This window comes from Microbacterium sp., assembly GCF_046295495.1.
In the GTDB taxonomy this organism is placed as follows: domain Bacteria; phylum Actinomycetota; class Actinomycetes; order Actinomycetales; family Microbacteriaceae; genus Microbacterium.
Map to the genome: position 1 here is coordinate 1 of NZ_JBKBNC010000015.1, position 22199 is coordinate 22199.

The 22199-nt window shown below is 72.7% G+C and carries 17 protein-coding genes, 1 tRNA gene and 1 other RNA gene; 7 read left to right on the forward strand and 12 right to left on the reverse strand.

What is annotated here, in order from left to right:
* Window positions 1–235 precede the first annotated feature (235 nt).
* The 5 genes from ACK4LS_RS07765 to ACK4LS_RS07785 form a co-directional block, all read right to left on the reverse strand.
* Window positions 236–2767: a glycoside hydrolase family 65 protein gene (locus ACK4LS_RS07765; RefSeq protein ID WP_409715630.1), complete on the reverse strand. Its 2532-nt coding sequence runs from the start codon at window positions 2765–2767 to the stop codon at window positions 236–238.
* A gap of 73 nt (window positions 2768–2840) precedes the next feature.
* Window positions 2841–3575, reverse strand: a complete 735-nt coding sequence (locus tag ACK4LS_RS07770; protein WP_409715633.1) for an HAD family hydrolase — start codon at window positions 3573–3575, stop codon at window positions 2841–2843.
* 121 nt (window positions 3576–3696) lie between these two features.
* Window positions 3697–4929 (reverse strand): acetate/propionate family kinase, encoded by a 1233-nt coding sequence (locus tag ACK4LS_RS07775; RefSeq protein WP_409715636.1) that lies wholly within the window; start codon window positions 4927–4929, stop codon window positions 3697–3699.
* Window positions 4926–7070: a phosphate acetyltransferase gene (gene pta / locus ACK4LS_RS07780; RefSeq protein ID WP_409715639.1), complete on the reverse strand. Its 2145-nt coding sequence runs from the start codon at window positions 7068–7070 to the stop codon at window positions 4926–4928. The genes ACK4LS_RS07775 and pta overlap by 4 nt, the downstream gene beginning before the upstream one ends.
* A gap of 76 nt (window positions 7071–7146) precedes the next feature.
* Complete coding sequence (locus tag ACK4LS_RS07785; RefSeq protein WP_409715642.1) at window positions 7147–7947, reverse strand: DeoR/GlpR family DNA-binding transcription regulator; 801 nt, start codon at window positions 7945–7947, stop codon at window positions 7147–7149.
* Window positions 7948–7987: 40 nt separating this feature from the next.
* On the opposite strand from ACK4LS_RS07785, the gene ACK4LS_RS07790 reads away from it, so the two are divergent.
* The gene (locus ACK4LS_RS07790; RefSeq protein WP_409715645.1) at window positions 7988–8662 is read left to right on the forward strand and encodes an NUDIX domain-containing protein; all 675 of its coding nucleotides are present in this window, start codon (window positions 7988–7990) and stop codon (window positions 8660–8662) included.
* Between the two features lie 26 nt (window positions 8663–8688).
* Here the strand turns inward: ACK4LS_RS07790 and ffs are convergent.
* From ffs to ACK4LS_RS07805, 3 genes are all read right to left on the reverse strand, one after another.
* An RNA gene (ffs, locus tag ACK4LS_RS07795) (signal recognition particle sRNA small type) lies at window positions 8689–8785 on the reverse strand.
* Window positions 8786–8823: 38 nt separating this feature from the next.
* Window positions 8824–9513, reverse strand: coding sequence for a helix-turn-helix domain-containing protein (locus tag ACK4LS_RS07800; protein WP_409715648.1), 690 nt, complete (start codon window positions 9511–9513; stop codon window positions 8824–8826).
* Entirely contained in the window at window positions 9506–10993 is a 1488-nt protein-coding gene (locus ACK4LS_RS07805; protein WP_409715651.1) for an APC family permease, read from the reverse strand. The genes ACK4LS_RS07800 and ACK4LS_RS07805 overlap by 8 nt, the downstream gene beginning before the upstream one ends.
* Before the next feature lie 204 nt (window positions 10994–11197).
* On the opposite strand from ACK4LS_RS07805, the gene ACK4LS_RS07810 reads away from it, so the two are divergent.
* From ACK4LS_RS07810 to ACK4LS_RS07820, 3 genes are read left to right on the forward strand one after another with little or no spacing between them, the layout of a single operon-like run.
* Window positions 11198–12673 (forward strand): APC family permease, encoded by a 1476-nt coding sequence (locus ACK4LS_RS07810; RefSeq protein ID WP_409715654.1) that lies wholly within the window; start codon window positions 11198–11200, stop codon window positions 12671–12673.
* A 38-nt stretch (window positions 12674–12711) separates the two neighbouring features.
* Window positions 12712–14718: a primary-amine oxidase gene (locus tag ACK4LS_RS07815; protein ID WP_409715657.1), complete on the forward strand. Its 2007-nt coding sequence runs from the start codon at window positions 12712–12714 to the stop codon at window positions 14716–14718.
* A 4-nt stretch (window positions 14719–14722) separates the two neighbouring features.
* A complete protein-coding gene (locus ACK4LS_RS07820; RefSeq protein ID WP_409715660.1) occupies window positions 14723–15226 on the forward strand; it encodes a hypothetical protein in 504 nt (167 codons plus the stop codon).
* 30 nt (window positions 15227–15256) lie between these two features.
* Here ACK4LS_RS07820 and ACK4LS_RS07825 read toward each other — a convergent pair whose 3' ends face one another.
* Complete coding sequence (locus ACK4LS_RS07825; protein ID WP_409715663.1) at window positions 15257–16189, reverse strand: ROK family protein; 933 nt, start codon at window positions 16187–16189, stop codon at window positions 15257–15259.
* A 203-nt stretch (window positions 16190–16392) separates the two neighbouring features.
* On the opposite strand from ACK4LS_RS07825, the gene ACK4LS_RS07830 reads away from it, so the two are divergent.
* The 3 genes from ACK4LS_RS07830 to ACK4LS_RS07840 are packed head-to-tail and all read left to right on the forward strand — an operon-like array spanning window position 16393 to window position 20985.
* Window positions 16393–17397: an AAA family ATPase gene (locus ACK4LS_RS07830; RefSeq protein WP_409715842.1), complete on the forward strand. Its 1005-nt coding sequence runs from the start codon at window positions 16393–16395 to the stop codon at window positions 17395–17397.
* A 56-nt stretch (window positions 17398–17453) separates the two neighbouring features.
* On the forward strand, window positions 17454–18698 hold the full coding sequence (locus tag ACK4LS_RS07835) for a DUF58 domain-containing protein (protein ID WP_409715666.1): 1245 nt from the start codon (window positions 17454–17456) through the stop codon (window positions 18696–18698).
* Window positions 18685–20985, forward strand: a complete 2301-nt coding sequence (locus tag ACK4LS_RS07840; protein ID WP_409715669.1) for a DUF3488 and DUF4129 domain-containing transglutaminase family protein — start codon at window positions 18685–18687, stop codon at window positions 20983–20985. Before ACK4LS_RS07835 ends, ACK4LS_RS07840 begins: the two co-directional genes overlap by 14 nt.
* A 40-nt stretch (window positions 20986–21025) precedes the next feature.
* Here the strand turns inward: ACK4LS_RS07840 and ACK4LS_RS07845 are convergent.
* From ACK4LS_RS07845 to ACK4LS_RS07855, 3 genes are all read right to left on the reverse strand, one after another.
* Window positions 21026–21117, reverse strand: a tRNA-Ser gene (locus ACK4LS_RS07845).
* Between the two features lie 76 nt (window positions 21118–21193).
* A complete protein-coding gene (locus ACK4LS_RS07850; RefSeq protein ID WP_409715672.1) occupies window positions 21194–21769 on the reverse strand; it encodes a GNAT family N-acetyltransferase in 576 nt (191 codons plus the stop codon).
* A complete protein-coding gene (locus tag ACK4LS_RS07855; protein WP_409715675.1) occupies window positions 21766–22137 on the reverse strand; it encodes a MerR family transcriptional regulator in 372 nt (123 codons plus the stop codon). Before ACK4LS_RS07855 ends, ACK4LS_RS07850 begins: the two co-directional genes overlap by 4 nt.
* Window positions 22138–22199: the final 62 nt, after the last annotated feature.

Genomic DNA, 22199 nt, shown 5'->3' on the forward strand with positions numbered 1-22199 from the left:
CGCCCCACCCGCGCCCCGCTCCCAGCCCCCGCTCCGCAGGCCCGACCCCGCACACGGCAGGACGCGAAGGCACCAGAACAGGGGATCTCGCCAGGACAGGCCGATCCCCCGGCATATCGCCCTGTTCTCACCGGATCGCCTGTTCTCGGCGCACCCGGCCCTACCGCCGCCGCGGGTCGGAAAACGCCGAACGCGGCGACTCCGTGGAGAGTCGCCGCGTTCGCGTCGTTCGGGATCAGCCGTCGTAACCGACGGCCACCGGCTCGTCGTCATCGCTGACGATGGGGATGGCCGTGGTGACGATGGGCACCGAGGCCGACAGCAGCGAGCCGTCCTCCCGCACCGAGCCCTCGAGCTGGCGGATCGAGGGGCGACCGGGGCGCACGGGGCCCTGGCCGTGCAGGGTCACCCGCACGGTCTCGCCGGGCTCGACGGTGTACTCGACGTCGCGGACGGAGAAGGTCACGGCGGAGCCCTCCGCGCCGGCGCGCAGCGTGAGCGCGCCGGTGGTGAGGGTGACCTCGAGTCGCGTGCCGTGCCAGTGCAGCACGTACGACAGCTCCGGCCAGTCCGCCGGGAGGCGCGGGTCGAAGGTGAGCCGACCGAAGTGGTCGCGCATGCCGCCGAAGCCGCTGACGAGCGCCGTCCACACGCCGCCGGCCGAGGCGACGTGCACTCCGTCGGAGGCGTTGTGGTGCAGGTCGCCGAGGTCGACGAACGCGGCCTGACGGAAGTACTCCAGGGCGAGGTCCTGGTAGCCCACCTCGGCGGCGAGGATGGACTGCACGACGGCCGACAGCGTCGAGTCGCCGGTGGTCAGCGGGTCGTAGTACTCGAAGTCGGCGAGCTTCTCGGCATCCGTGAAGTGGTTGCCCTGCAGGAACAGCGCCAGCACCACGTCGGCCTGCTTGAGCACCTGGTAGCGGTAGATCACCAGCGGGTGGAAGTGCAGCAGGAGCGGGCGCTGGTCGGGCGGGGTGTTCTCGAGGTCCCAGATCTCGCGCTCCAGGAACACGGCGTCCTGGGGATGGATGCCGAGGGCCTCGCTGAACGGGATGTGCATCGCCTCGGCGGCGCGCTCCCACCGCTCCGGCTCCGCGGGGTCGAGGTTCATGCGGTCGGCCATGTGGGCGTACGCGTCGGGGTCGTTCTCGGCGAGGTCGCGGACCGTGCGCGCGGCGAAGCGTAGGTTGAAGCGCGCCATGACGTTGGTGAAGAGGTTGTCGTTGACGACGGTGGTGTACTCGTCGGGCCCGGTGACGCCGTGGATGTGGAAGGAGTCGCGTTCCCCGCCGTCGGCCGCGTCGCTCGAACGCCAGAAACCGAGCGTCGACCACAGGCGTGCGGTGTCGACCGCGATGTCCACGCCCTCCCGGGCGAGGAACTCCTCGTCGCCGGTGGCACGCACGTACTTCGCCAGCGCGAAGGCGACGTCGGCGTTGATGTGGTACTGCGCGGTACCGGCGGCGTAGTAGGCCGAGGCCTCCTCGCCGCTGATCGTGCGCCACGGGAACAGGGCGCCCGCCTCGTTGAGCTGGTGGGCGCGCTTGCGGGCCGCGGGCAGCATCAGGTACCGCATGCGCAGCGCGTTGCGAGCCCAGAGCGGCGAGGTGTACGCCAGGAACGGCAGCACGTACACCTCGGTGTCCCAGAAGTAGTGGCCGCTGTAGCCGGAGCCCGTCACGCCCTTGGCCGGGACGCCCTGCCCGTCGGCGCGGGCGGCGGCCTGCGCCAGCTGGAACAGGCACCAGCGGGTGGCCTGCTGCAGGTCGCCGTGACCGCCGATGCGCACGTCGGAGCGCTCCCAGAAGTCGGCGTACCAGGCGATCTGCTCCTCGACGAGGCGGTCGACGCCCTTCTCGCGGGCGCGGTCGATCGTGCGACGGCAGCGGTCGAGCAACTCGCCCGTGGGCACCCCGCGCGAGGTGTGGTAGCTGACGAGCTTGGTGATCGTCGTGGGGACGCCGGCGCGCGCGTGCACGCGGTAGACGTTCTTCGCGATGTCGGGCTCGATGAGCTGGCGCGGCGTGTACTCGTTCTGCGTGTCGACGAGGTGGTCGGCGATCACGCCGAGGGTCATGCCCGACTCGCTCACCTCGTAGCTCAGCGCGGAGCGGTCGCCGTCCTGCCAGTACTCGCGGGGCTGCAGCACGCGGTCGCTGAGCTTCTCGGTCTTGCGGGGGTCGAAACCGGACTGCTTGGATGCCATCGGCGAGCCGCCGTAGATGCCTTCGCCGTCCTGCCGGTTCAACAGCTGACTGCTCACGGTCACCGGAGCATCGGCGTCGAGCACGGTCACCGTCAGGCGCAGCACGGCGAGGTGCTTCTCGTCGAACGAGACGAAGCGCTCGTCCTCGATGCGCACGCGCTTGCCCGACGGCGTGACCCACAGGAGGTTGCGGCGCAGGATCCCCTGGCGCATGTCGAGCACGCGCTCGTACTCGCGCACGTCGGCGACGTCGAGCGAGAGGGGCTCGTCGTCGACGTAGACGCGCATGACCTTGGCGTCGGGCGCGTTGATGATCGTCTGGCCGACCTCGGCGAAGCCGTAGGCCTGCTCGGCGTGACGGATCGGGAACGTCTCGTGGAACCCGTTGATGAACGTGCCCTGCTCGAGGGCGAAGCGACCCTCGATCGAGTTGCCCCGCAGGCCCAGGTAGCCGTTGCCCACGGCGAACAGGGTCTCGGTGACACCCACGTCGTCGAGCGAGAACTCGGTTTCGACGAGGCGCCACTCGTCGATGGGGAAACGATCGCGATCGATCATCACGGGCCTTCCGGGCAAGGGTGCGGGGCCGCGGGGGCGCGGCGGATCGGGTGCGTCGCGCGCAGGCGACGGCTCAGTCTACGAACGCGGCGAGGTCGTCGACGACCACGGTGGCCCCGGCGGCCGTGAGGTCGTCGGCGCCGACGCCCCGATCGACCCCCACCACGACCCCGTAGCCGGCGGCCGCGGCGGAGCGCACGCCGCTCAGCGCGTCTTCGACGGCGACCGAGCGCGCCGGGTCGACGCCGAGCAGACGGGCGGCCTCGGCGAACACGTCGGGGGCGGGCTTGGATGCCAGGTGGTCTCGCTCGGCGATGACACCGTCCATCACGACCGGGAAGCGGTCGCGGATGCCGGCGGCCTCGAGCACCTCGACGGCGTTCTTCGAGCTCGACACCACGGCGATGGGGGTGCCGGCCTTCTGCAGCACGTCGAGCAGCGCGACCGAGCCCGGGTAGGGCTGGATGCCCTCGCTGCGCAGGATGCGGGAGAACACGACGTTCTTGCGATTGCCGACGCCGCAGACGGTGTCTTCGGACGGGTCGTCGCCGGGGTCGCCCCAGGGCACCTCCACGTCGCGGCTGCGCAGCAGGCTCGCGACGCCGTCGTAGCGCTTCTTGCCGTCGACGTACTCGAAGTAGTCGCGATCGGTGTACGCCGGCTCGATCTTCCACGCGGCGAACAGCTCGTCGAACATCGTCTTCCACGCCCGCATGTGCACCTCGGCGGTGGGGGTCAGCACGCCGTCGAGGTCGAACAGCACTCCATCGAACGATGAGAGGTCGGGAAGGTCGGCGGTGTCGGTCACGGCGGGCTCCAGATCGGGTGGGGCGGCTCGGGTGTGGCGCTCGGACGGGGTGGTTGAGGTGCCCGGGCGTCCGACTCGGTGCGATGGCGCCGCGGTGATGAGCGTAGTGCGGGGAGGTGTCTCAGGAGGTGACCGACAGCGTCTGCCGTGCGATCTCGAGCTCCTCGTCGGTGGGCACCACGAGCACCTCGACGCGGGAGGCGTCAGTGGAGATGCGACGGATGCCGCGCTCTCGCGCGGCGTTGCGCTCCGGGTCGATCTCGACGCCGGCGAAGCCGAGGGTGGCCATCGCCTCTTCTCGGACGCTCGCGGCGTTCTCGCCCACCCCCGCGGTGAACGAGATGACGTCGACGCCGTCGAGCTGCGCGAGGTAGGCCCCCGCGTAGGCGCGGAGGCGGTGGATGTAGACGTCGAACGCGAGCTGCGCCGCGGGGTCGCCGGCCTCCCGCCGCTCGCCGATGTCGCGCATGTCGGACACGCCCGCCAGGCCCAGCAGGCCGGAGCGCTTGTTGAGCAGCGTGTCGAGATCGGCGATCGACATGTCGGCGCGACGGGCCAGCTGCAGCAGCACCGCGGGGTCGAGGTCGCCGGAGCGCGTGCCCATGACGAGGCCCTCGAGCGGTGTGAGTCCCATCGAGGTGTCGACCGAGCGACCGCCCTCGATCGCGGCGACGGAAGCGCCGTTGCCGAGGTGGAACACGATCTGCTTGAGCTCGCCGAGAGGGCGACCCACGAACGCGGCGGCGGCCTCGCTGACGAACTTGTGACTCGTGCCGTGGAAGCCGTAGCGGCGGATGCGGTGGGCCTCGGCGACCTCGCGGTCGATCGCGTAGGTGTAGGCCTCGGGCGCGAGCGACTGGTGGAAGGCGGTGTCGAACACCGCGACGTGCGCGACGTCGGGGAAGGCCTTCTTCGCCGCGACGATCCCGGCGAGGTTCGCGGGGTTGTGCAGGGGCGCGAGCACCGAGAGCTCGTCGATGTTGATCTCGACCAGCGGCGTCACCACGGTGGGGGCGAAGAAACGCGCCCCGCCGTGCACGACGCGGTGACCGACGGCCACCGGCGCGTACCGCTCGAGCGACGGCCCGTGCGCGGCGAAGGCCTCGAGCATGACGCCGAAGCCCGCGGTGTGGTCGGGGATCTCGCGTTCGATCGTGGACGTGGCATCCGTCACCGCGGGAGCGGGGCCGTCGGCGGGCGCCAGGACCGCCGCCTTCACCGTGTGGCGGGCGATGCCGACGGGCTCGCCGATGCGCTCGACGAGGCCCGAGGCGAGGACCTGCTCGCGGGTCATGTCGAGCAGCTGGTACTTGAACGATGACGATCCGCTGTTGACGACGAGGACGACGCTCACTGGGCACTCCCCTGCGCCTGGATGGCGGTGATGGCGATGGTGTTGACGATGTCGTCGACGAGGGCGCCGCGCGACAGGTCGTTGATGGGCTTGTTCAGGCCCTGCAGCACCGGCCCGATGGCCACGGCCCCGGCCGAGCGCTGCACGGCCTTGTAGGTGTTGTTGCCCGTGTTCAGGTCGGGGAAAACGAACACCGTTGCGCGACCCGCGACCTCGGAGCCGGGCATCTTGGCCTTGGCCACCGCGGCGTCGGCGGCGGCGTCGTACTGGATCGGTCCCTCCACCAGCAGCTCGGGAGCGCGTTCGCGCACGAGCGCCGTGGCCGTGCGCACCTTCTCGACGTCGGCGCCGGTGCCCGACTCCCCCGTGGAGTACGACAGCATCGCCACGCGCGGCTCGATGCCGAACTGCTCGGCCGTGGCGGCCGACGACACGGCGATGTCGGCGAGCTGCTCGCTGGTGGGGTCGGGGATGACGGCGCAGTCGCCGTAGACCAGCACGCGGTCGGCGAGGGCCATGAGGAAGACGCTCGAGACGACCGAGACGCCGGGTGCGGTCTTGATGATCTCGAACGCGGGGCGGATGGTGTGCGCCGTCGTGTGAGCGGCACCCGAGACCATGCCGTCGGCCAGGCCCAGGTGCACCATGAGGGTGCCGAAGTACGACACGTCGGTGACGGTGTCGGCGGCCTGCGCGTAGGTGACGCCCTTGTGGGCGCGGAGGCGCGCGTACTCGGTGGCGAACTTGTCGACGTGCACGGCGTCGAACGGGCTGAGCACCTCGGCGTCGCGGATGTCGATACCCAGCTCGATCGCGCGGCCGCGCACCTCGATGGGCTCGCCGAGGATCGTGAGGTCGGCGATGCCGCGCGAGAGCACGGTGGCGGCGGCGCGCAGCACGCGGTCGTCGGTGCCCTCGGGCAGCACGATGCGACGGCGGTCGCTGCGCGCGCGGTCGACGAGGCCGTACTCGAACATCAGCGGGGTGACGACGCTGGGACGCGCCACACCGAGTTCGCGCGTGAGCAGCTCGGTGTCGACGTGGCGCTCGAACATCGCCAGCGCGGTGTCGTAGCGACGCTGCGAGTCGGCGGCCAAGCGCCCGCGGGTGTTCATGATGCGCACCGCGGTGTCGTAGGTGCCGAGGTCGGTGGCGATGATGGGCAGCGACGAACCGAGGCCGTCGATGAGGCGCACGATGGCGTCGGGCAGTTCGAACCCGCCGTTGAGGACCACGCCGGCCAGCGACGGGAAGGTGCCCGACGCGTTCGCCAGCAGCGTCGCCAGCAGCACCTCGGTGCGGTCGGCGGGGATGACGATCACCGCGGACTCCTTCAGTCGCGGCAGCACGTTGACCATCGACATCCCGGCGACCACGACCCCCAGCACCTCGCGGGTGAGCAGCTCCGGGTCGCCCTTGACGAGCTCGCCCTCGACCGAGCGGAGCACCCCGCGCATGGAGGGGGCGATGAGGAAGCGGTCTTCGGGCAGCGCCCACACGGGGACCGCCCGGCGCTCGCCCGTCGTGCGCACGGGCGCGGCGTCGATGATGTGGCGCACGGATGCCACGACCTCGTCGAGCTGATCGGGATCGGCGCGGTTGACGATCGCGGCGAAGACCTCGGCGCGCTCGTGCAGCAGCTCGGACACGGCGAGGGTGGCGATCTGCCCGACCTCCTGCGGCGTGCGGGCGACCGAGAGCCCCAGGGTCTCGCCCTGGCCCTGCTGGGCGCGGCCGCCGAGCACGAGGAGCACCGGGGCGCCGAGGTTCGCCGCGATCCTCGCGTTGTACGCGAGTTCGGCGGGGCTGCCGACGTCGGTGTAGTCGCTGCCGATGACGACCACCGCGTCGCACTGCGCCTCGACGGCCTTGTACCGCTCGACGATGCGCCCGAGGGCGGCATCGGCGTCGTCGCGGACGTCGTCGTAGGTCACGCCCACGCACTCGTCGTAGTCGAGGTCGACGCCGTCGTGATCGAGCAGCATCTCGAGCACGTAGTCGCGCTCGGCGGTGGACCGCGAGATCGGGCGGAAGACGCCCACGCGCGGCGTGACCCGACTCAGGGCGTCGAGGACGCCCAGGGCCACGGTGGACTTGCCCGAATGACCTTCGGCCGACGTGATGTAGATGCTCTGCGTCACGCGTTCAGCCTATTGCGGGGCTCCGACATCGCTCCGGGGTTGCTTCGGCGTCGAGTGATCAGGAGTGATCCGCGTTTCACCGGGGGCCGCCGCCCGGGGGCGGCGAGGGTCGACGCCGCGTCGCCGCGGGCAGCAGCCGGGCCCCGGCGGCGCGCAACTCCTCGGCCAGCGGAGCGGCCGGATCGAGGTCGGCGACCACGCCGGTCACGGCCTCGAGCGGCAGGATGCCGAAGCGGGAGGCCGCGCCCAGCTTCTCGTCGCTCGCGAGCACGTACGTCTCCGCGGCCCGGGCGGCGAGCGCGCGCTTCATCGCCGCCTCCTCGGCATCCCCCGTGGTCAGGCCGGTGGCGGGATGCACGCCCGTGACGCCGAGGAAGAAGACGTCGGCGCGCACGTTCTGCGCGGCTTCGACGGCCGCAGCTCCGCACGCGACCGCGGAGTGCTTGAACAGGCGCCCGCCGATGACGATGACCTCGGCGTCGTGGTGCAGCAGCGCGGCGGCGATCGTCGGCGAGTGGGTGATCACCGTCCCCGCGAACGACCGGGGCAGGGCCTCGACGAGCGCGAGAGTGGTGGTGCCGCCGTCGAGCAGCACCGTCGATCCGGGTTCAATCAGCGCGAGGGCGGCGGCGGCGACGCGTCGCTTGCTGGCCTGGGCGACCTCGCCGCGCGCGGCGTAGTCGGCCACGGCGGGCGACGCCGGCAGAGCGCCCCCGTAGACGCGCACGGCGAGGCCGGCGGCATCCAGATCTCTCAGGTCGCGTCGGATGCTGTCCTCGGAGAGGCCCAGCTCGGCGGCGACGTCTTTGACGACGAGGCGTCCGTCGCGCCGGAGTCGATCGAGGAGGGCGTCTTTCCGGGCGGCGGCGAGCATCATGCTTCGCATTCTTGCACGTTTCTGCCTTATTGTTCCGACTATGACCGACACCCCCTCTCGCCCGGGCACCACCTCGCCCGACCATCGCGGCCGCACCGGCCTCCACCTCACCGGACGCGACCTCGACCGCAATCCCCGCGTGCGCGTGGACGACGTCGACCTCCTCGCGGCGGGGTGGCACGTCCTGCGCGCGACGACGTTCCGGTACCGCGGAGACGACGGGACGTGGACGACTCAGACGCGCGAGACCTACGACCGCGGCAACGGCGCGACGATCCTGCTGTACGACCCGGTGCGACGCACCGTGCTGCTCACGCGGCAGTTCCGCTACCCGGTCTACGTCAACGATCACCCCGACGGCATGCTGATCGAGACGGCCGCGGGGCTGCTCGACGACGACGACCCCGTCACCGCGATCCGTCGCGAGGCCGAGGAGGAGACGGGCGTGCGGGTCGACGAGGTGCAGCACGTGTTCGACGCGTACATGAGCCCCGGATCCGTGACCGAGCGCCTGCACTTCTTCTCCGCCGCCTACGACGGATCGGCGGGCGTGGGCGAGCGGGGAGGCCTGGCCGAGGAGGACGAGGAGATCGAGATCCTCGAGTACCCCGTCGACGAGGCTGTGGCCATGATCCGCGACGGATCGATCCAGGATGCCAAGACCATCATGCTGCTGCAGTGGGCGGTGCTCGACGGGCCCTTCGCCCGCGGCTGAGGGGCGGCCTCGGGGTTTCCGGGCAAAGAAAAGACCCTCCGCGCACCCGGTAGAGCCTGGTTACCCTTGCTACGTTTCCGTCCTGGGGGAGTTGGCCGGGATACCGCCACGCGGAGAGCCGTGTACAGCTTACCGGACGCGCGCGCGGGGGCCGACCGGGGTCAGCCCACGAGGGGGGCGAGGGCCCGCGCCGCGGGGTCGAGCAGGCGGATCACCTCGGCGGGGTCGTCGACGCGGTGACGCGCGCCGGAGAAGCCCAGCGCCCCGACGGTGCCGCCGGTGTCATCGCGCAGCGGGAGCGCGAGGCATCCCGTCGTCGCCGTCACCTCGCCGCTCTGGCGCGTGACGCCGAGCCGTCGATAGTCGGCCGCGACGCGCGCATCGACGCCGTCGCCGCGCGTCACGAGCCACAGGCGCCCCAGCGCGTAGCGCGCGGGCTCGCGCACCATCCGGGCCTCGTCGGAGAACGGGAAGTCGGGGTCGGCGTCGACCACCACGAAGCGGTGGTCGGGGAAGAGCACCACGTGGACGCCCCCGCGGACCGCGCGACGGGCGTCGGCGAGCACCGCGCGGGCGGCCGACGGCAGCCGCACGGGCGCCGCGACCACCCCGGCGAGGTGTGCGACGCGCGCCCCGAGGGCGAAACCGGTGAGGTCGGGCGTGCGCACGAGGTACTCGTCCTCGACCAGGAGATTGAGCAGGCGGTACGTCGTCGCGCGGGCAAGCCCCAGCTCGGTCGAGATGCGCTGCGCGCTGACGCCGGCGCCCAGGTGCGCGACGGCCTCCAGCACCGCCAACGCCGACCGGACCGCACCGGGTTGGCGTGCCGCGAGCCCCGCGCGCTCAGTCACCGCTCCCCCGTTCCGGCGGCGAGATCCCCCCGAGCACCTGCGCCGCGACGGGCTCGTCGTACGCCCCGAGAGCGAGCGGGCGCCGGCGACGCCCGACCAGGACGACCACCACCGTCGCGACGAGGGTCACCCCCGCGACGCTCAGGAGCCCGGCGCGGTCGGAACCGACCGTGAGGAAGGCGATGAGGGCCGCGGCCAGGGCCAGGGCCGACACGACCGCGGTGACCGCGGGCCACAGGGTGAACTCCCCGATACGCCGCAGGAACACGGGGGCGGCGACGCACACGAGCACGTAGGCGACGATGTAGCCCGTGGCCCCGACCGCCAGGGTGATCTGCATCCCCTCCCGCGGGTCGATCCCCCCGATCGACATCAGCACGGGTACGCCCCCGATGACCGGCAGCGCGGCCGCGGTCGCGGCGACCGGCGTGCGCCACCGCGCGTGCGTGCGTCCGAGCCGGGCGGGGAGCACGCCGTCGCGGCTCATCGCGAAGAGCACCCGGGTGAGCGCCGTGAGGGATCCGATCGCGCACGCGAGGAACGAGGCGGCGATGCCCACGTCGGCCACGACGCCCCACGGCCCCCACCCGAACGCACCCGCGAGGTCGTTCACCGGAGAGGCGCTGTCGGCGAGGTCGAGACCGAGAGCGTGGAAGCCGGAGACCTGGGTGAGCGCAGCGAGCACGTAGACCGCCCCGGAGAGCACGACCGTGCCCGTGATCGCGCGGGGGACGTTGCGAAGCGGCGCGACGGACTCCACTCCCAGCGTCGCCGCCGACTCGAAGCCGACGAAGGCCGTGAGCGCGACGACGGCACCGGCCGCCAACGCGACCGGATCGACCCGACCGGGGGTCACCGCCGCGACGACGTCGACCGGGCCGATGAACACCAGCAGCACCCCCAGCAGGGCCACGATGAGGGCCACCGAGACGGCCTCGACCACGAGCGCCACACGCGCCGAGAGACGGATGCCGGCCACCAGCACCGCCGCGACCGCCACGGCCTCGGCGACCAGCGCCACCGTGACCGTCGTCCCGCGATCGAGAGCGGGCCACAGCCCCCCGAGCAGGTACGAGAGGTAGTAGGCGCAGCCGAGCAGGGCGAACATCGCGATGGCCCCGTACCCGACCACGATGGCGGCCCCCGCCGCCAGCCCGGCGCGGGCGCCCAGCCCCCGCGCGGTGTAGGTGTACAGCGCGCCGGCGGCGGCGAAACGGCGGGCGAACTGCGACATCGTCCGCGCGACGCCGAGGCTGAGCACCGCGGCCGCGATGATCGCGGCGACCGTGGCATCCGGGGCGACCCCGCTGACCAGCAGCACGACGGTCGTCGCCGCCGCGGCGGGCGCGACGGCGGCGACCGACTGCGCGGCCACGTCGACGAGGCCGATGGAACGGCGCTCCAGGCCGTGCAGCGGCGATCGCGCGCCGAAACCGGCGACGGGTGTGGGCCGGGCGATGGCGCGGGCAAGTGCGGTCATGGTGCTCCCCGTGGACTCGGTGCGACCGTACGCCGCGACCGTTGCACCGCCGCGACACCGATGTTTCGCGCGCGTATCCGCGACTGGGACACCCCGCGTCGGCCCTGTCTCAGTCGGCGTGCGGGCACTTTCACCTGCGTCACATCGCGGGGCAACGCCGCGGGAGCAGTCTCGGTCGCACACCCGCAACCGAAAGGCTCCGACATGACCCAGCTCGAATCGAAGGGGACCGCGGCCGCCCCCTCGCGGACACTCCGCGGCTCCCTGGGCGTCACGGCGATCGTCTTCATGGTGGTCGCCGCCGCCTCCCCCCTCACCGTCGTCGGCGGGGCCGCGCCGCTCGGCATCCTGATCGGCAACGGCGTGGGGTACCCCGCCCTGTACGCCGTCAGCGCCGTCATCCTGCTCCTGTTCGCGGTGGGCCTGGCGGCCATGACGCGCCACGTGCCCCGCCCCGGCGCGTTCTTCACCTACATCGGCTACGGCCTGGGGCGCCCGTCGGGTCTCGCCGCCGCGTGGACCGCGATGCTGACGTACACGACCATCCAGGTCGCCGTCTACGGCTACATCGGCTACCTGCTGGGCATCACGGTCGTCTCGGTCGGCGGACCCGATCTGCCGTGGTGGCTCTACGCCCTGGCCGCCGTCGCGCTCGTGGGCGTGCTGGGTTACCGGCACATCGACCTGTCGAGCAAGGTGCTCGGCGTGCTGTTGATCGCCGAGGTGGCGATCGTGCTCGTGCTCGTGGCCGCCGTCGTCGTCGACGGCGGGCCCGAGGGCCTGAGCCTCGCCCCGTTCGAGCCGAGCAACGTGATCAGCGGCTCACCGGGGGTGGGCCTCATGTTCGCGATCGCGGCCTTCATCGGGTTCGAGGCCACCGCGATCTTCCGCGACGAAGCGCGCGACCCCGACCGCACGATCCCCCGCGCCACCTACGGAGCGGTCATCGGCATCGGCGTCTTCTACACGCTGTCGGCCTGGGGGCTGATCATGGCCTGGGGGCCGGCGGGGATCATGGATGCCGCCGCCGAGAACCCCGGGACGCTCATGCTCCGCACGGTCGCGATCTACTTGGGCGCGGTGGGCGAGGTGCTCGTGAACGTGCTGCTGCTGACGTCGATGTTCGCGTGCGTGCTGTCGTTCCACAACGTGCTCACCCGCTACCAGCACGCCATGTCGGCCGCGGGCGTGCTGCCCGACCGCCTGTCGGGCGTGCACGCGCGTCACCTCTCCCCGCACGTGTCCTCGATCGTGCAGACCGCGACCGCGGGCGTGCTCCTCGCCGTGTTCGCGGTGCTCGGGCTCGACCCGCTGCTGCAGGTGTTCACCTGGTTCTCGGGAGTCGCGACCGTGGCGATCGTGGCCCTCATGGCCGTCACCTCCATCGCGGTGATCGTCTACTTCGCGCGCAACCGCGCCGATCGCCGGGCGTGGAACACCGTCGTGGCGCCCGCCCTCGGCTTCGCCGGCCTGGCCGCCTGCGCCGTCGTGATCGTGGCGTACTTCCCGGTCATGGTCGGCGACGTCGACGCCGACGGCGCCCCGGTCTTCGGCGCCGTGACCTGGTCGCTGCTGGCGCTGGCCGTCGTCGTCCCGGCGTTCGGGTACGTCCAGGGCGCCTGGATCCGCCGCCGACGACCCGCCGCGTACGCCAAGCTCACCGACGCGATCGCCGGCTGACCTCCCCCTCCCCACCCGTTCCACCCAGGAAAGACACCATGACCCTCACCGATCCCACCGTCTCCGACTTCACCGCCCCCGCCGCGCCGGCCCACCCGCTCGCCTCCCTCACCCCGTCCGAGATCACCGCCGTCCGCGCGATCGTCGCCGGCCTCGAGGGCGTCGACGAGGCGACCCGATTCGCCTACGTCGGCCTGGAGGAGGCGCCCAAGGGCGACGTCCTCGCCTGGGAACGCGGCGAGACCGCCGCACCTGAGCGTCGTGCCCGCGTGCAGCTGCTGAACCTGCGCACCGCGCACTCGCTCGACCTCGTCGTCTCGCTCGCGACCGGGGCCGTGCTGCGAGCGACCGAGCTCGACGGCTCCGACGGGCAGTTGCCGATCCTCGACGCGGAGTTCGAGGAGGTCGGGGTGATCGCCGGCGACAGCGCCGAGTGGGTGGCCGCCCTCGCCGCGCGCGGCCTCACCACCGCCGACGTCGTGCTCGTGCCGCTGTCGGCCGGTCACTACGGATACGAGAACGAGGTGGGCCGTCGCGTGCTGCGCACCTTCGCCTTCCGGCAGGACCACCCCGCCGACCACCCCTGGGCGCACCCGGTCGACGGCCTCACCGCCTACATCGACGTCGCCGACCGCCGCATCATCGAGATCGTCGACACCCCCGGCTTCGCCGTGCCCGAGACCAGCGGCAACTTCGACGACCCCGCCCTGCAGGGACCACCCCTCGAGGGACTGAAGCCGATCGTCATCACGCAGCCCGAGGGGTCGAGCTTCACCGTCGACGGCGAACACGTCACGTGGGGCGAGTGGGACCTGCGCATCGGCTTCGACACCCGCGAGGGGCTCATCCTGCGCCAGCTGTCGTTCGCGGGCCGCCCCGTGATGTATCGCGGCTCGATCAGCGAGATGGTCGTGCCCTACGCCGACCCCGCCCCCAACCGGTTCTGGCAGAACTACTTCGACACGGGCGAGTACCTCTTCGGCCGCTACACGAACGAGCTCGAACTCGGATGCGACTGCGTCGGCGACATCACCTACGTCGACGCCGTGCTGGCCGACGAGAACGGGATGCCGCGCACCATCCGCAACGCGGTCTGCATGCACGAGGAGGACTTCGGCTCCCTGTGGAAGCACACCGACATCTTCACCGGCTCCAGCGAGGTCCGCCGCGCCCGCCGGCTCGTGATCTCGTTCTTCACCACGGTCGGGAACTACGACTACGGCTTCTACTGGTACCTCTACCTCGACGGCACGATCGAGTGCGAGGCCAAGCTCACCGGCATCCTGTTCACCTCCGCCTATCCGGGCGAGGGGTATCCCTTCGCGTCCGAGGTCGCCCCGGGCCTGGGCGCGCCGTACCACCAGCACCTCTTCTCGGCGCGGCTGGACATGACCGTCGACGGCGTCGCCAACGTCGTCAACGAGATCGACGCGGTGCGGATGCCGATCTCGGCCACCAACCCCGCCGGCAATGCCTTCACCAAGAAGGTGACGCCGATCACGTCGGAGAAGGTGTCGGGACGCATCGCCGACGGCGCCGTGAACCGGGTCTGGCAGATCGCGTCGACCGAGAAGACCACCGAGCGCGGGCAGGCGACCTCGTACGTCCTGTTCCCGACCGAGACGCCCGTGCTCCTCGCCGACGACTCCTCCTCCATCGCGGCGCGCGCCGCCTTCGCGACGAAGAACCTCTTCGTCACCAAGTACGACCCCGACGAGCGGTACGCGGCCGGGGACTTCGTCAACCAGCACCCCGGCGGCGCCGGAATCCCCGCGTTCATCGCGGGAGACGAGCACCTCGTGGGCGAGGACGTGGTGCTCTGGCACACGTTCGGCCTCACGCACTTCCCGCGCAACGAGGACTGGCCCGTCATGCCGATGGACTACGCGAAGTTCACGCTCAAGCCGTACAACTTCTTCGAGCGCAGCCCCGTGCTGAACGTCCCTGCGCCGGCGGACACGCACTGCGCTCCGGCACCCGGCGCACACGGTCACGACGGTGGCGCGCACGGTCACGACGGGCACGGCGCCGGGCACCACTGCTGACCCGATGAGCGAGATCCTCCACGCTGCCGCGGTCGCCCCCGCCGCGGTCGGTGCCTGCTGTCTGGCCGCCGACCGCGCGCGGGTGCGACCGCCCGAGGTCATGGCATCCGTGCTCATGCTGCTGGCGATGCTCGATGCGGGACTCCTCGGCGCGATCGCCCCGGTGTGGTGGACCGCACTGCTGCTCGGGGCGGCGGTGATCCTGGCGTTCTGGCGACGCCCGCGCCAGCGGCGCCTGCCGCAGGTGCCGCCGCTCATGACGCTGCACACGACGCTCGGCATGGTCGTGATGGCCGCGCTGCAGCTCGGCATGGGCGGTCACGCCGCGGGGGCCGCGCACGCGCACGGCGTGGGCCTGGCGCCCGTGCTGGTGGGCGCGGTGGTCGGTCACGCGGCCGTGTCGATCTTCGCCCTGCGTCGCATGCCGGCTCCCCTGGACCGCGCGCAGATCATCGCGATGACGGTGTCGGTGGTGCTGATGGCGGCCGCCGCGCTCCCGCTCGCGTGACCGCCGGTCGACGCCGGACGCTCCCTGCGCTCACGCCCGAAGGGCCAGGGCCGCGGCGCCGAGCAGGGGACCGTCGCCGTCGAGACCGGACCCGACGACGCGGCAGCGCCGTGCGTAGGCGTGCAGGGACGCCGCCTGTGCGGCGGCGCGCACCTGGTCGATGTAGTCGGGGGCGACCTGCGAGAAGCCGCCGGCGATGGCGACCGCCTCGAGGTCGCAAAGGGTCGCGGCGGCGGCGATGGCCTGCCCGACCGCGGTGGCCGAGCGGGTGACGGCCGCGATCGCGATCGGGTCTCCGGCCGCGTGCGAGGCGGCGAGGTCGAGGCCCGTCTCGCCCTCCCATCCCTGCGCGCGAGCCCATGCCACGGTGCCGGGGCCCGCGGCGACGGCCTCGAGGGTGGATGCCGCGACCTCGTCGCCCTCGATCGTGCGCACGAAGATCTGGCCCAGGTGCCCCGCGTTACCGCTGGCGCCCGAGACGGGGTGGCCGCCCATCACGAAGCCGCCGCCCACGCCCGTCGAGACGACGATGGCCAGGGCGTCGTCGCAGCCCACCAGGGCGCCGCGCCAGTGCTCGGCGAGGGCGATGCAGGTGCCGTCGAGGGCCAGGTGGATCGGGCCGTCGACGAGGCCTCCCAGCACATCGTCGATCGGCAGGCCCGCGGCCAGCGGGAGGTTCAGCGGCGACACCGAGCGCGACGGCAGGTCGACCGGCCCGGCGCTGCCCACCCCGATCGCGCCGACGCGGGCCCCGGGCGCGGCGGCGAGCGCGGCCTGGGCGGCCCCGCGCACGTTGCGGGCGATCTCGTCGCGACCGGCCTCGCGCCCGGTGGGGCGGCGCGTCACGCTGGAGCGGACGACCTCGCCCTCGAGGGACACCACCGCCGCATCCACCTTCGTGCCGCCGATGTCGACGGCGAGCACGTGCGTGAAGGCGGGAAGGGACAGGGGGGCATCGGACATGCGCGGGCTCCTCGGGTGGACCAACGCTCCCCGATCCTAGGGCGGACGCACACGACCCGAGCGACGCCTGTGCACCGGGCGGTTTCCGGCCCCCGCGCCCGCGGCGCAGGTTACGATCGGGTCACGGCGGCGACGATGCGCCTCCACCCCGCGACTCAAGGGATGCCATGGACGAGACGGTCACGCCCGAGGCGGCATCACGGATGCGCCGCACCGACACCGCCCGCCCGGCGGCCGACGCCGCCCTCGACGAGGCGTCGTTCGCACGGTTGACCGGCGACATCCTGGCATCCGTGTCGCGCGTGATCGACGGCAAGCCCGAGGCGGTCGAGAGCGCCCTGATCGCCCTCCTGGCCGAGGGGCACCTGCTCATCGAAGACGTGCCGGGCGTGGGCAAGACCATGCTGGCGCGGGCGCTCGCCGCCACGATCGACGCCGACGTGCGCCGCATCCAGTTCACCCCCGATCTGCTGCCCGGCGACATCACGGGCGTGTCGGTGTTCAACCCGGTGCAGCGGCAGTTCGAGTTCACCCCGGGAGCGGTGTTCGCGCACATCGTCATCGCCGACGAGATCAACCGCTCCTCGCCCAAGACGCAGTCCTCGCTGCTCGAGGCGATGGAGGAGCGTCAGGTCACCGTCGACGGCCGCACCCACGTGCTGCCCTCGCCGTTCCTCGTCGTGGCGACGCAGAACCCTCTCGAGATGGAGGGCACGTACGCGCTCCCCGAAGCCCAGCGCGACCGGTTCCTGATGCGCGTGTCGATGGGATACCCGGATGCCGCCGCCGAGGCGCTCATGCTCCGTCAGCGCGACACGGTGAATCCGCTCGACGCTCTGACGCCGGTCGTCACCGCGCGTCAGGTCACCGCCATGATCGCCTGGGCCCGCGGCGTCCACGTCGCGCCCGCTCTCGAGGAGTACGTCGTCGCCCTCGCCCGGGCGACGCGCAGCCACCCCGACATCCGCCTCGGTGCCAGCCCGCGCGCGACGTTGCAGCTCGTGCGCGCCGCGAAGGTGCGGGCCTCGCTCGACGGCCGCTCCTACGTGATCCCCGACGACATCACCGCGCTGCTCTCACCCGTGTTCGCCCACCGTCTGATCGCCAACCGGTCCGCCGCGGGAGGTCGGGCCGGAGCCGCCGTGGTGGTCGACGCCCTCGAGCGCATCGCCGCGAGCGTGCGGGTGCCCCTCGCCTCCCGCGCGTGAGGTCGGGCGTGAGACGCGGACGCCGAGCCGCCGGTGAGCGCCGGAGCACGGCCGGAGTGACGGCCCTGTGGCCGTTCACCCTGCGCGGGACGGGGGCCGTGCTGCTGGCGGCCGCGTCGTTCCTGATCGCCCAGCGAGCCGGCATCCCCGAGCTGCTCTACTTCGGCACGTTGCTGGTGGCCCTGCTGGGGGCGTCCGCCGTCGTGCTGCTGCTCACCCGCGCCGCGGGGGCGGTGACCCGGGTCGTCTCACCCGACGTGCCCGAGGTGGGGGGACCGGCCACCGTCGTCGTGCGGGCGGGGATACGCAGCGCTCTGCCGACCGCCCCCGGCCGGTGGCGCGACATCCTCCCCGCGGGCCTCTCGGGCCACGCGGAGGGCGTCTCGCCGGCGGCGGCGGCCTCGCTCACGGGCACCGGAGGCGCGATCGAGGTGCGGTACGACGTCGTCGGCGCTTCGCGCGGCATCCACGCCCTGGGGCCCTTCGAGGTCACCACGACCGACCCGTTCGGCCTGCTGCGCCGACGCATCGCCCTCGGGCGCACGACGAGCGTCACGGTCGCGCCGACGGTCCGCGAGCTGACCGCCCTGCCCCCCGCGTCGGGCGAGGCCGGTGGCACCCGCCAGACCACCACGCTGCAGCTCGGTCAAGGCGCCGACAACCTCGTCGCCCGCCCGTACGCGCCCGGCGATTCCATGCGCCGCATCCACTGGAGGGCAAGCGCGCATCGCGACATGCTGATGGTGCGCCAGGAGGAGCAGGAATCGAGCCCCGCGGCCACCGTCGTGCTCGACCGCGCCGTCTCGCGCTGGTCGCCGATGGCCACCCACGCCGCCGGCAGCGACCCGGCGTTCGAGACGGCCGTCACGGCCTGCGTCTCGGCGATGGCGCGGCTCGTGCACGAGGGCTACACCGTCGACGTGATCGACAGCGACGGAAGCCTCCTCGCCGATCCCGTCGCGGGCGGAGACGACGTGGAGGCTCGCGCGACCGCCGCGGGCTTCGCGGCCCTGCGCGCCCGCCCCGACGACGAGTCCCGACGGATCGTGCCGGCCTCGGCCTCGGCGCTGATGGGGCCCGTCGTGGTGATCACGGGTGGGCTGCAGGCCGATGACCGCGCGTCGCTCGGGGCGGTCGCGCAACGCTCCGCCCTTCCCGTCCTGCTGGTGGTGGCCGACGACGTCGAGCTCGGCCGGCTGCGTGCCGGGGGCTGGCGCGCGGGGCACGTCGTCCCGGGCGGCGACATCGCCGCTGCCTGGGATGACGCGATCGAGGGAGGGTACGCGCGTGTCGACCGGTGATGTGACGCAGCTGCGCACGCCCCGACGTCGGCGCGACGCGACACTGCTGACGGGGGGACTCTACGTCGCGATCATCGCGGCGCTCCTCCCGGCGTTCTCGGTGATCGCCCCCGGCCCCTGGGTGGCGGGCGCGGCGGGCCTGGCCGCGGCCGTGCTGGCCGCGGGCCTGTTCGTGCGGCTCGCGCGCCTGCCCGCGCTGGTGGCGAGCGTCGTCGAGGCGGTCGTCTGGGTCGCCGTGCTCACCGCGCTGTTCGGTCGCTCGACGGCCCTGCTCGGCGTCATCCCCACACCCGCCACCTTCGCCGCGGTTCCGGGACTGTTCGCCGGGGCGTCGGAGGAGATCCGGCTCGGCATCGCCCCCGTTGCGCCCGACACGGGGTTGGCGTTCCTGCTCGTCGCCGCCGTGGGCGCCCTGGCGCTGGTGCTCGATCACGTCGTGCTGACGGCGCGGATGCCGCTGCTGGCCGGCGTGGGGCTGGTCGCGGTCTCGCTGATCCCCACGATCGCGATCCCCTCCGACGTCGACATCGTCGGGTTCGTGCTGCTGGCCGCGGCCCTGCTCTTCCTGTTGCGCATCGACACGCGGGCACGGGCGGCCACCCGGGGCCACCGGGTGCCGTCGCGGCGCACCGGTGCCTCGGTGACGGCCCTCGCCGTGGCGGTGGTGGCGGTCATCGTCGCGGTGGTCGCCACTCCCCTCCTGCCGCAACCGGGCCTGCGCTTCGCCACGGGCGGGTCGGGCGGCAGCGGCACCACGATCAACCCCAACCTCGAGCTCGGCAACGACCTCCGCCAGCCGCGCGAGGTCGACGTCCTCACCGTCCGCACGACCGCCGCCACCGCGCCGTACCTGCGCGCCGTGACGCTTTCGCGTTTCGACGGCGCGGTGTGGTCGCCCGACAGCTCCGACACCGTGCCCGTCCCCGCCGACGCGCCCGTGTTCGGTCCGGTCGGCGCCGACGGCGACGTCGCGCTGGCCGACGCGACCACCGATGTCACCGTCCTCGACCTCGACAGCCCCTGGCTGCCCGTGCCCTACCCGGCCTCCACCGTCACCGGGCTCGACGGCGACTGGCTCGGTATGCCGCAGAACCGCACGATCGTCACGCGCGCGGGGTCGACGCGCGATCAGCAGTACGAGGTGCAGGCGAGCGTGCCCCGGCCCACGCTGGAACAGATCCGCAGCCGCCCCGTGGGCGACCCCGGTCTGGGCGCCGACGTCACGGCCCTCCCGGCCGACGTCCCCGCGGTGATCGGCGACACCGCGAGAGAGGTGACCGCGGGCACCACCTCGCCTTACGACGCCCTCCTCGCCCTGCAGACGTGGTTCCGTAGCAGCGCGTTCCGCTACTCGCTGGACGCCCCCGTCGACGCCGGATTCGACGGAGCGGGACTGGATGCCGTGGCCCAGTTCCTGCAGGTGCGGTCGGGGTACTGCGTGCACTACGCCTCCGCGTTCGCCGTGATGGCGCGATCGCTCGGGATGCCCGCCCGCATCGTCGTCGGCTATCTGCCCGGCTCCGCCTCGCGGATCGCCCAGCAGGGCGGCACCGAGTACACCGTCACCTCCAGCCAACTGCACGCGTGGCCCGAGGTGTATTTCCAGGGCGTCGGGTGGGTGCCGTTCGAGCCCACGAACAGTCTCGGCGTGCCCACGAACTTCGCCTCGGGCTCGACCTCGGGAGGCAGCACGACCCCGACCACTCCCGAAGAGGATGCCGCCGCCCCCGAGGCGCAGCCGTCGGCGGCGCCCTCGCAGGCCGATCGCGGCGACCCCGACGCCCCGCAGGCCACGGGCGTCGGCGGGAGCGGCCGCGGCGCGACGGCCTGGATCCCGGCGCTGCTCGCCGTGCTCGCCCTGCTGTCCATCACCGGCGCCCCCGCCGTCGTTCGGCTCGTGCTCCGCCGTCGACGTCTGCGCGCCGCAAGCGGCGGGGATGCGGTGGCGGCCTGGACGGCGATGCAGGAGGACGCGGTGGATCTCGGCATCCCCGCTCCCGGCGCCGAGTCGCCGCGCGCGTTCGCCGCGCGCCTGGTCGCGGAGCACGGCGCCCCCGCCGACGACGTGGACCTGCTGCGTGTCGACCTCGAGCGCGTCAGCTACGCCGGGGACGCCCTCGACCCGCAGCGGGGCCCGGCCCTCGTGGCGGCCGTGGAGCGCGTGCGCACGCGCCTGTCCTCCGGTGTGCGCCCGGTGCGTCGCGTGATCTCGCGGGTGCTCCCCCGTTCGCTCGTGGTGCGCCCCGGCGCGGGGGACAGCACTCGCGAACGCGAGCCGGTGGGCTGAACCGCGAAGAGCGCCACCCTGTCGGGTGACGCTCTTCGTGTGGCGGAAGTGACAGGATTTGAACCTGCGAGGCGAGTTACCCCGCCTACATGGATTCCAGCCATGCTCCTTAGGCCGCTCGGACACACTTCCAACAGACGATCTTACACGGCGCAGGCCGCTCCCCCGCCGCGGCCGCCGCGGGGCGGTTCCGACGGCGCCGAGGTGTTCACTCGCTCAGGCGCCGCTCGAGACCCGCGCGCACCGCGGGCCACTCCTCGCGAAGGATCGAGAAGTACAGGGTGTCGCCCACCGAGCCGTCCGGGGCGATGCGGTGCCGGCGCAGGCATCCCTCGCGCGTCGCGCCGAGGCGCTCGATGGCTCGCGCGCTGCGCTCGTTGCGCGCATCGCACCGCAACGCCACGCGGTTCACGCTCCACACGTCGAACGCGTGCGCGAGCAGCAGCAGCTTCGCCGCGGGGTTCGTGCGGCCGCCCTGGAACGCCCGGCCGTACCAGGTCGTGCCGATCTCCACGCGCTTCTGCGCGGGCACGTGCTCGGAGAACGTCGTCGACCCGCGCACCTCCCCTGTGGCGGCATCCCGGACCGTGAACGCGTACAGACCCGGCGTCTGCCGCTGCTGCGCGACGCGCGCGGCGTAGGCTTCGACGGACTCCGCCCAGGGCGTGGTCATCCAGCGCCACAGCTCGGCGTCGGTGAGCGGCCAGGCCGCGGGCGCGTCGGCGGGATCGGCCGGGGCGAGACGGATGCCGAAACCCTCGAGCGAGAGGTCGTGCGCGGTCATCGCGCTGCCAGCTGCGCGACGAACTCGTCGGCCGCCTCGAGTTTGCGCCGCAGGTCGTCGCGGCGCTGGTGCGCCTCGTCGCGGATCTCGGCGAGGCGGGCGCGCAGCGCCTCGTCTGCGGGGTGCGCGGTGAGCCCGTCCACGACGGTGAGCAGCTCGCCCATCTGTTCCAGCGTGTAGCCGAGCGGCTTCATCCGGCGGATGAGCAGCAGGCGGGACTCGTCGTCGCGCGTGTAGAGGCGGAAGCCGCCCTCGGTGCGGGCCGAGGGGCGCAGCAGGCCGATCTCGTCGTAGTGGCGCAGCGTGCGGATGGACAGGCCCGTCCGTTCCGCGAGCTCGCCGATCTGCATCGATCGCTCCTCTGTCATGGCATCCCCCGAATCCCGCAACCCTCTCGTTACGGTAGAGTGTGAACATCGGTCGCTGGTGC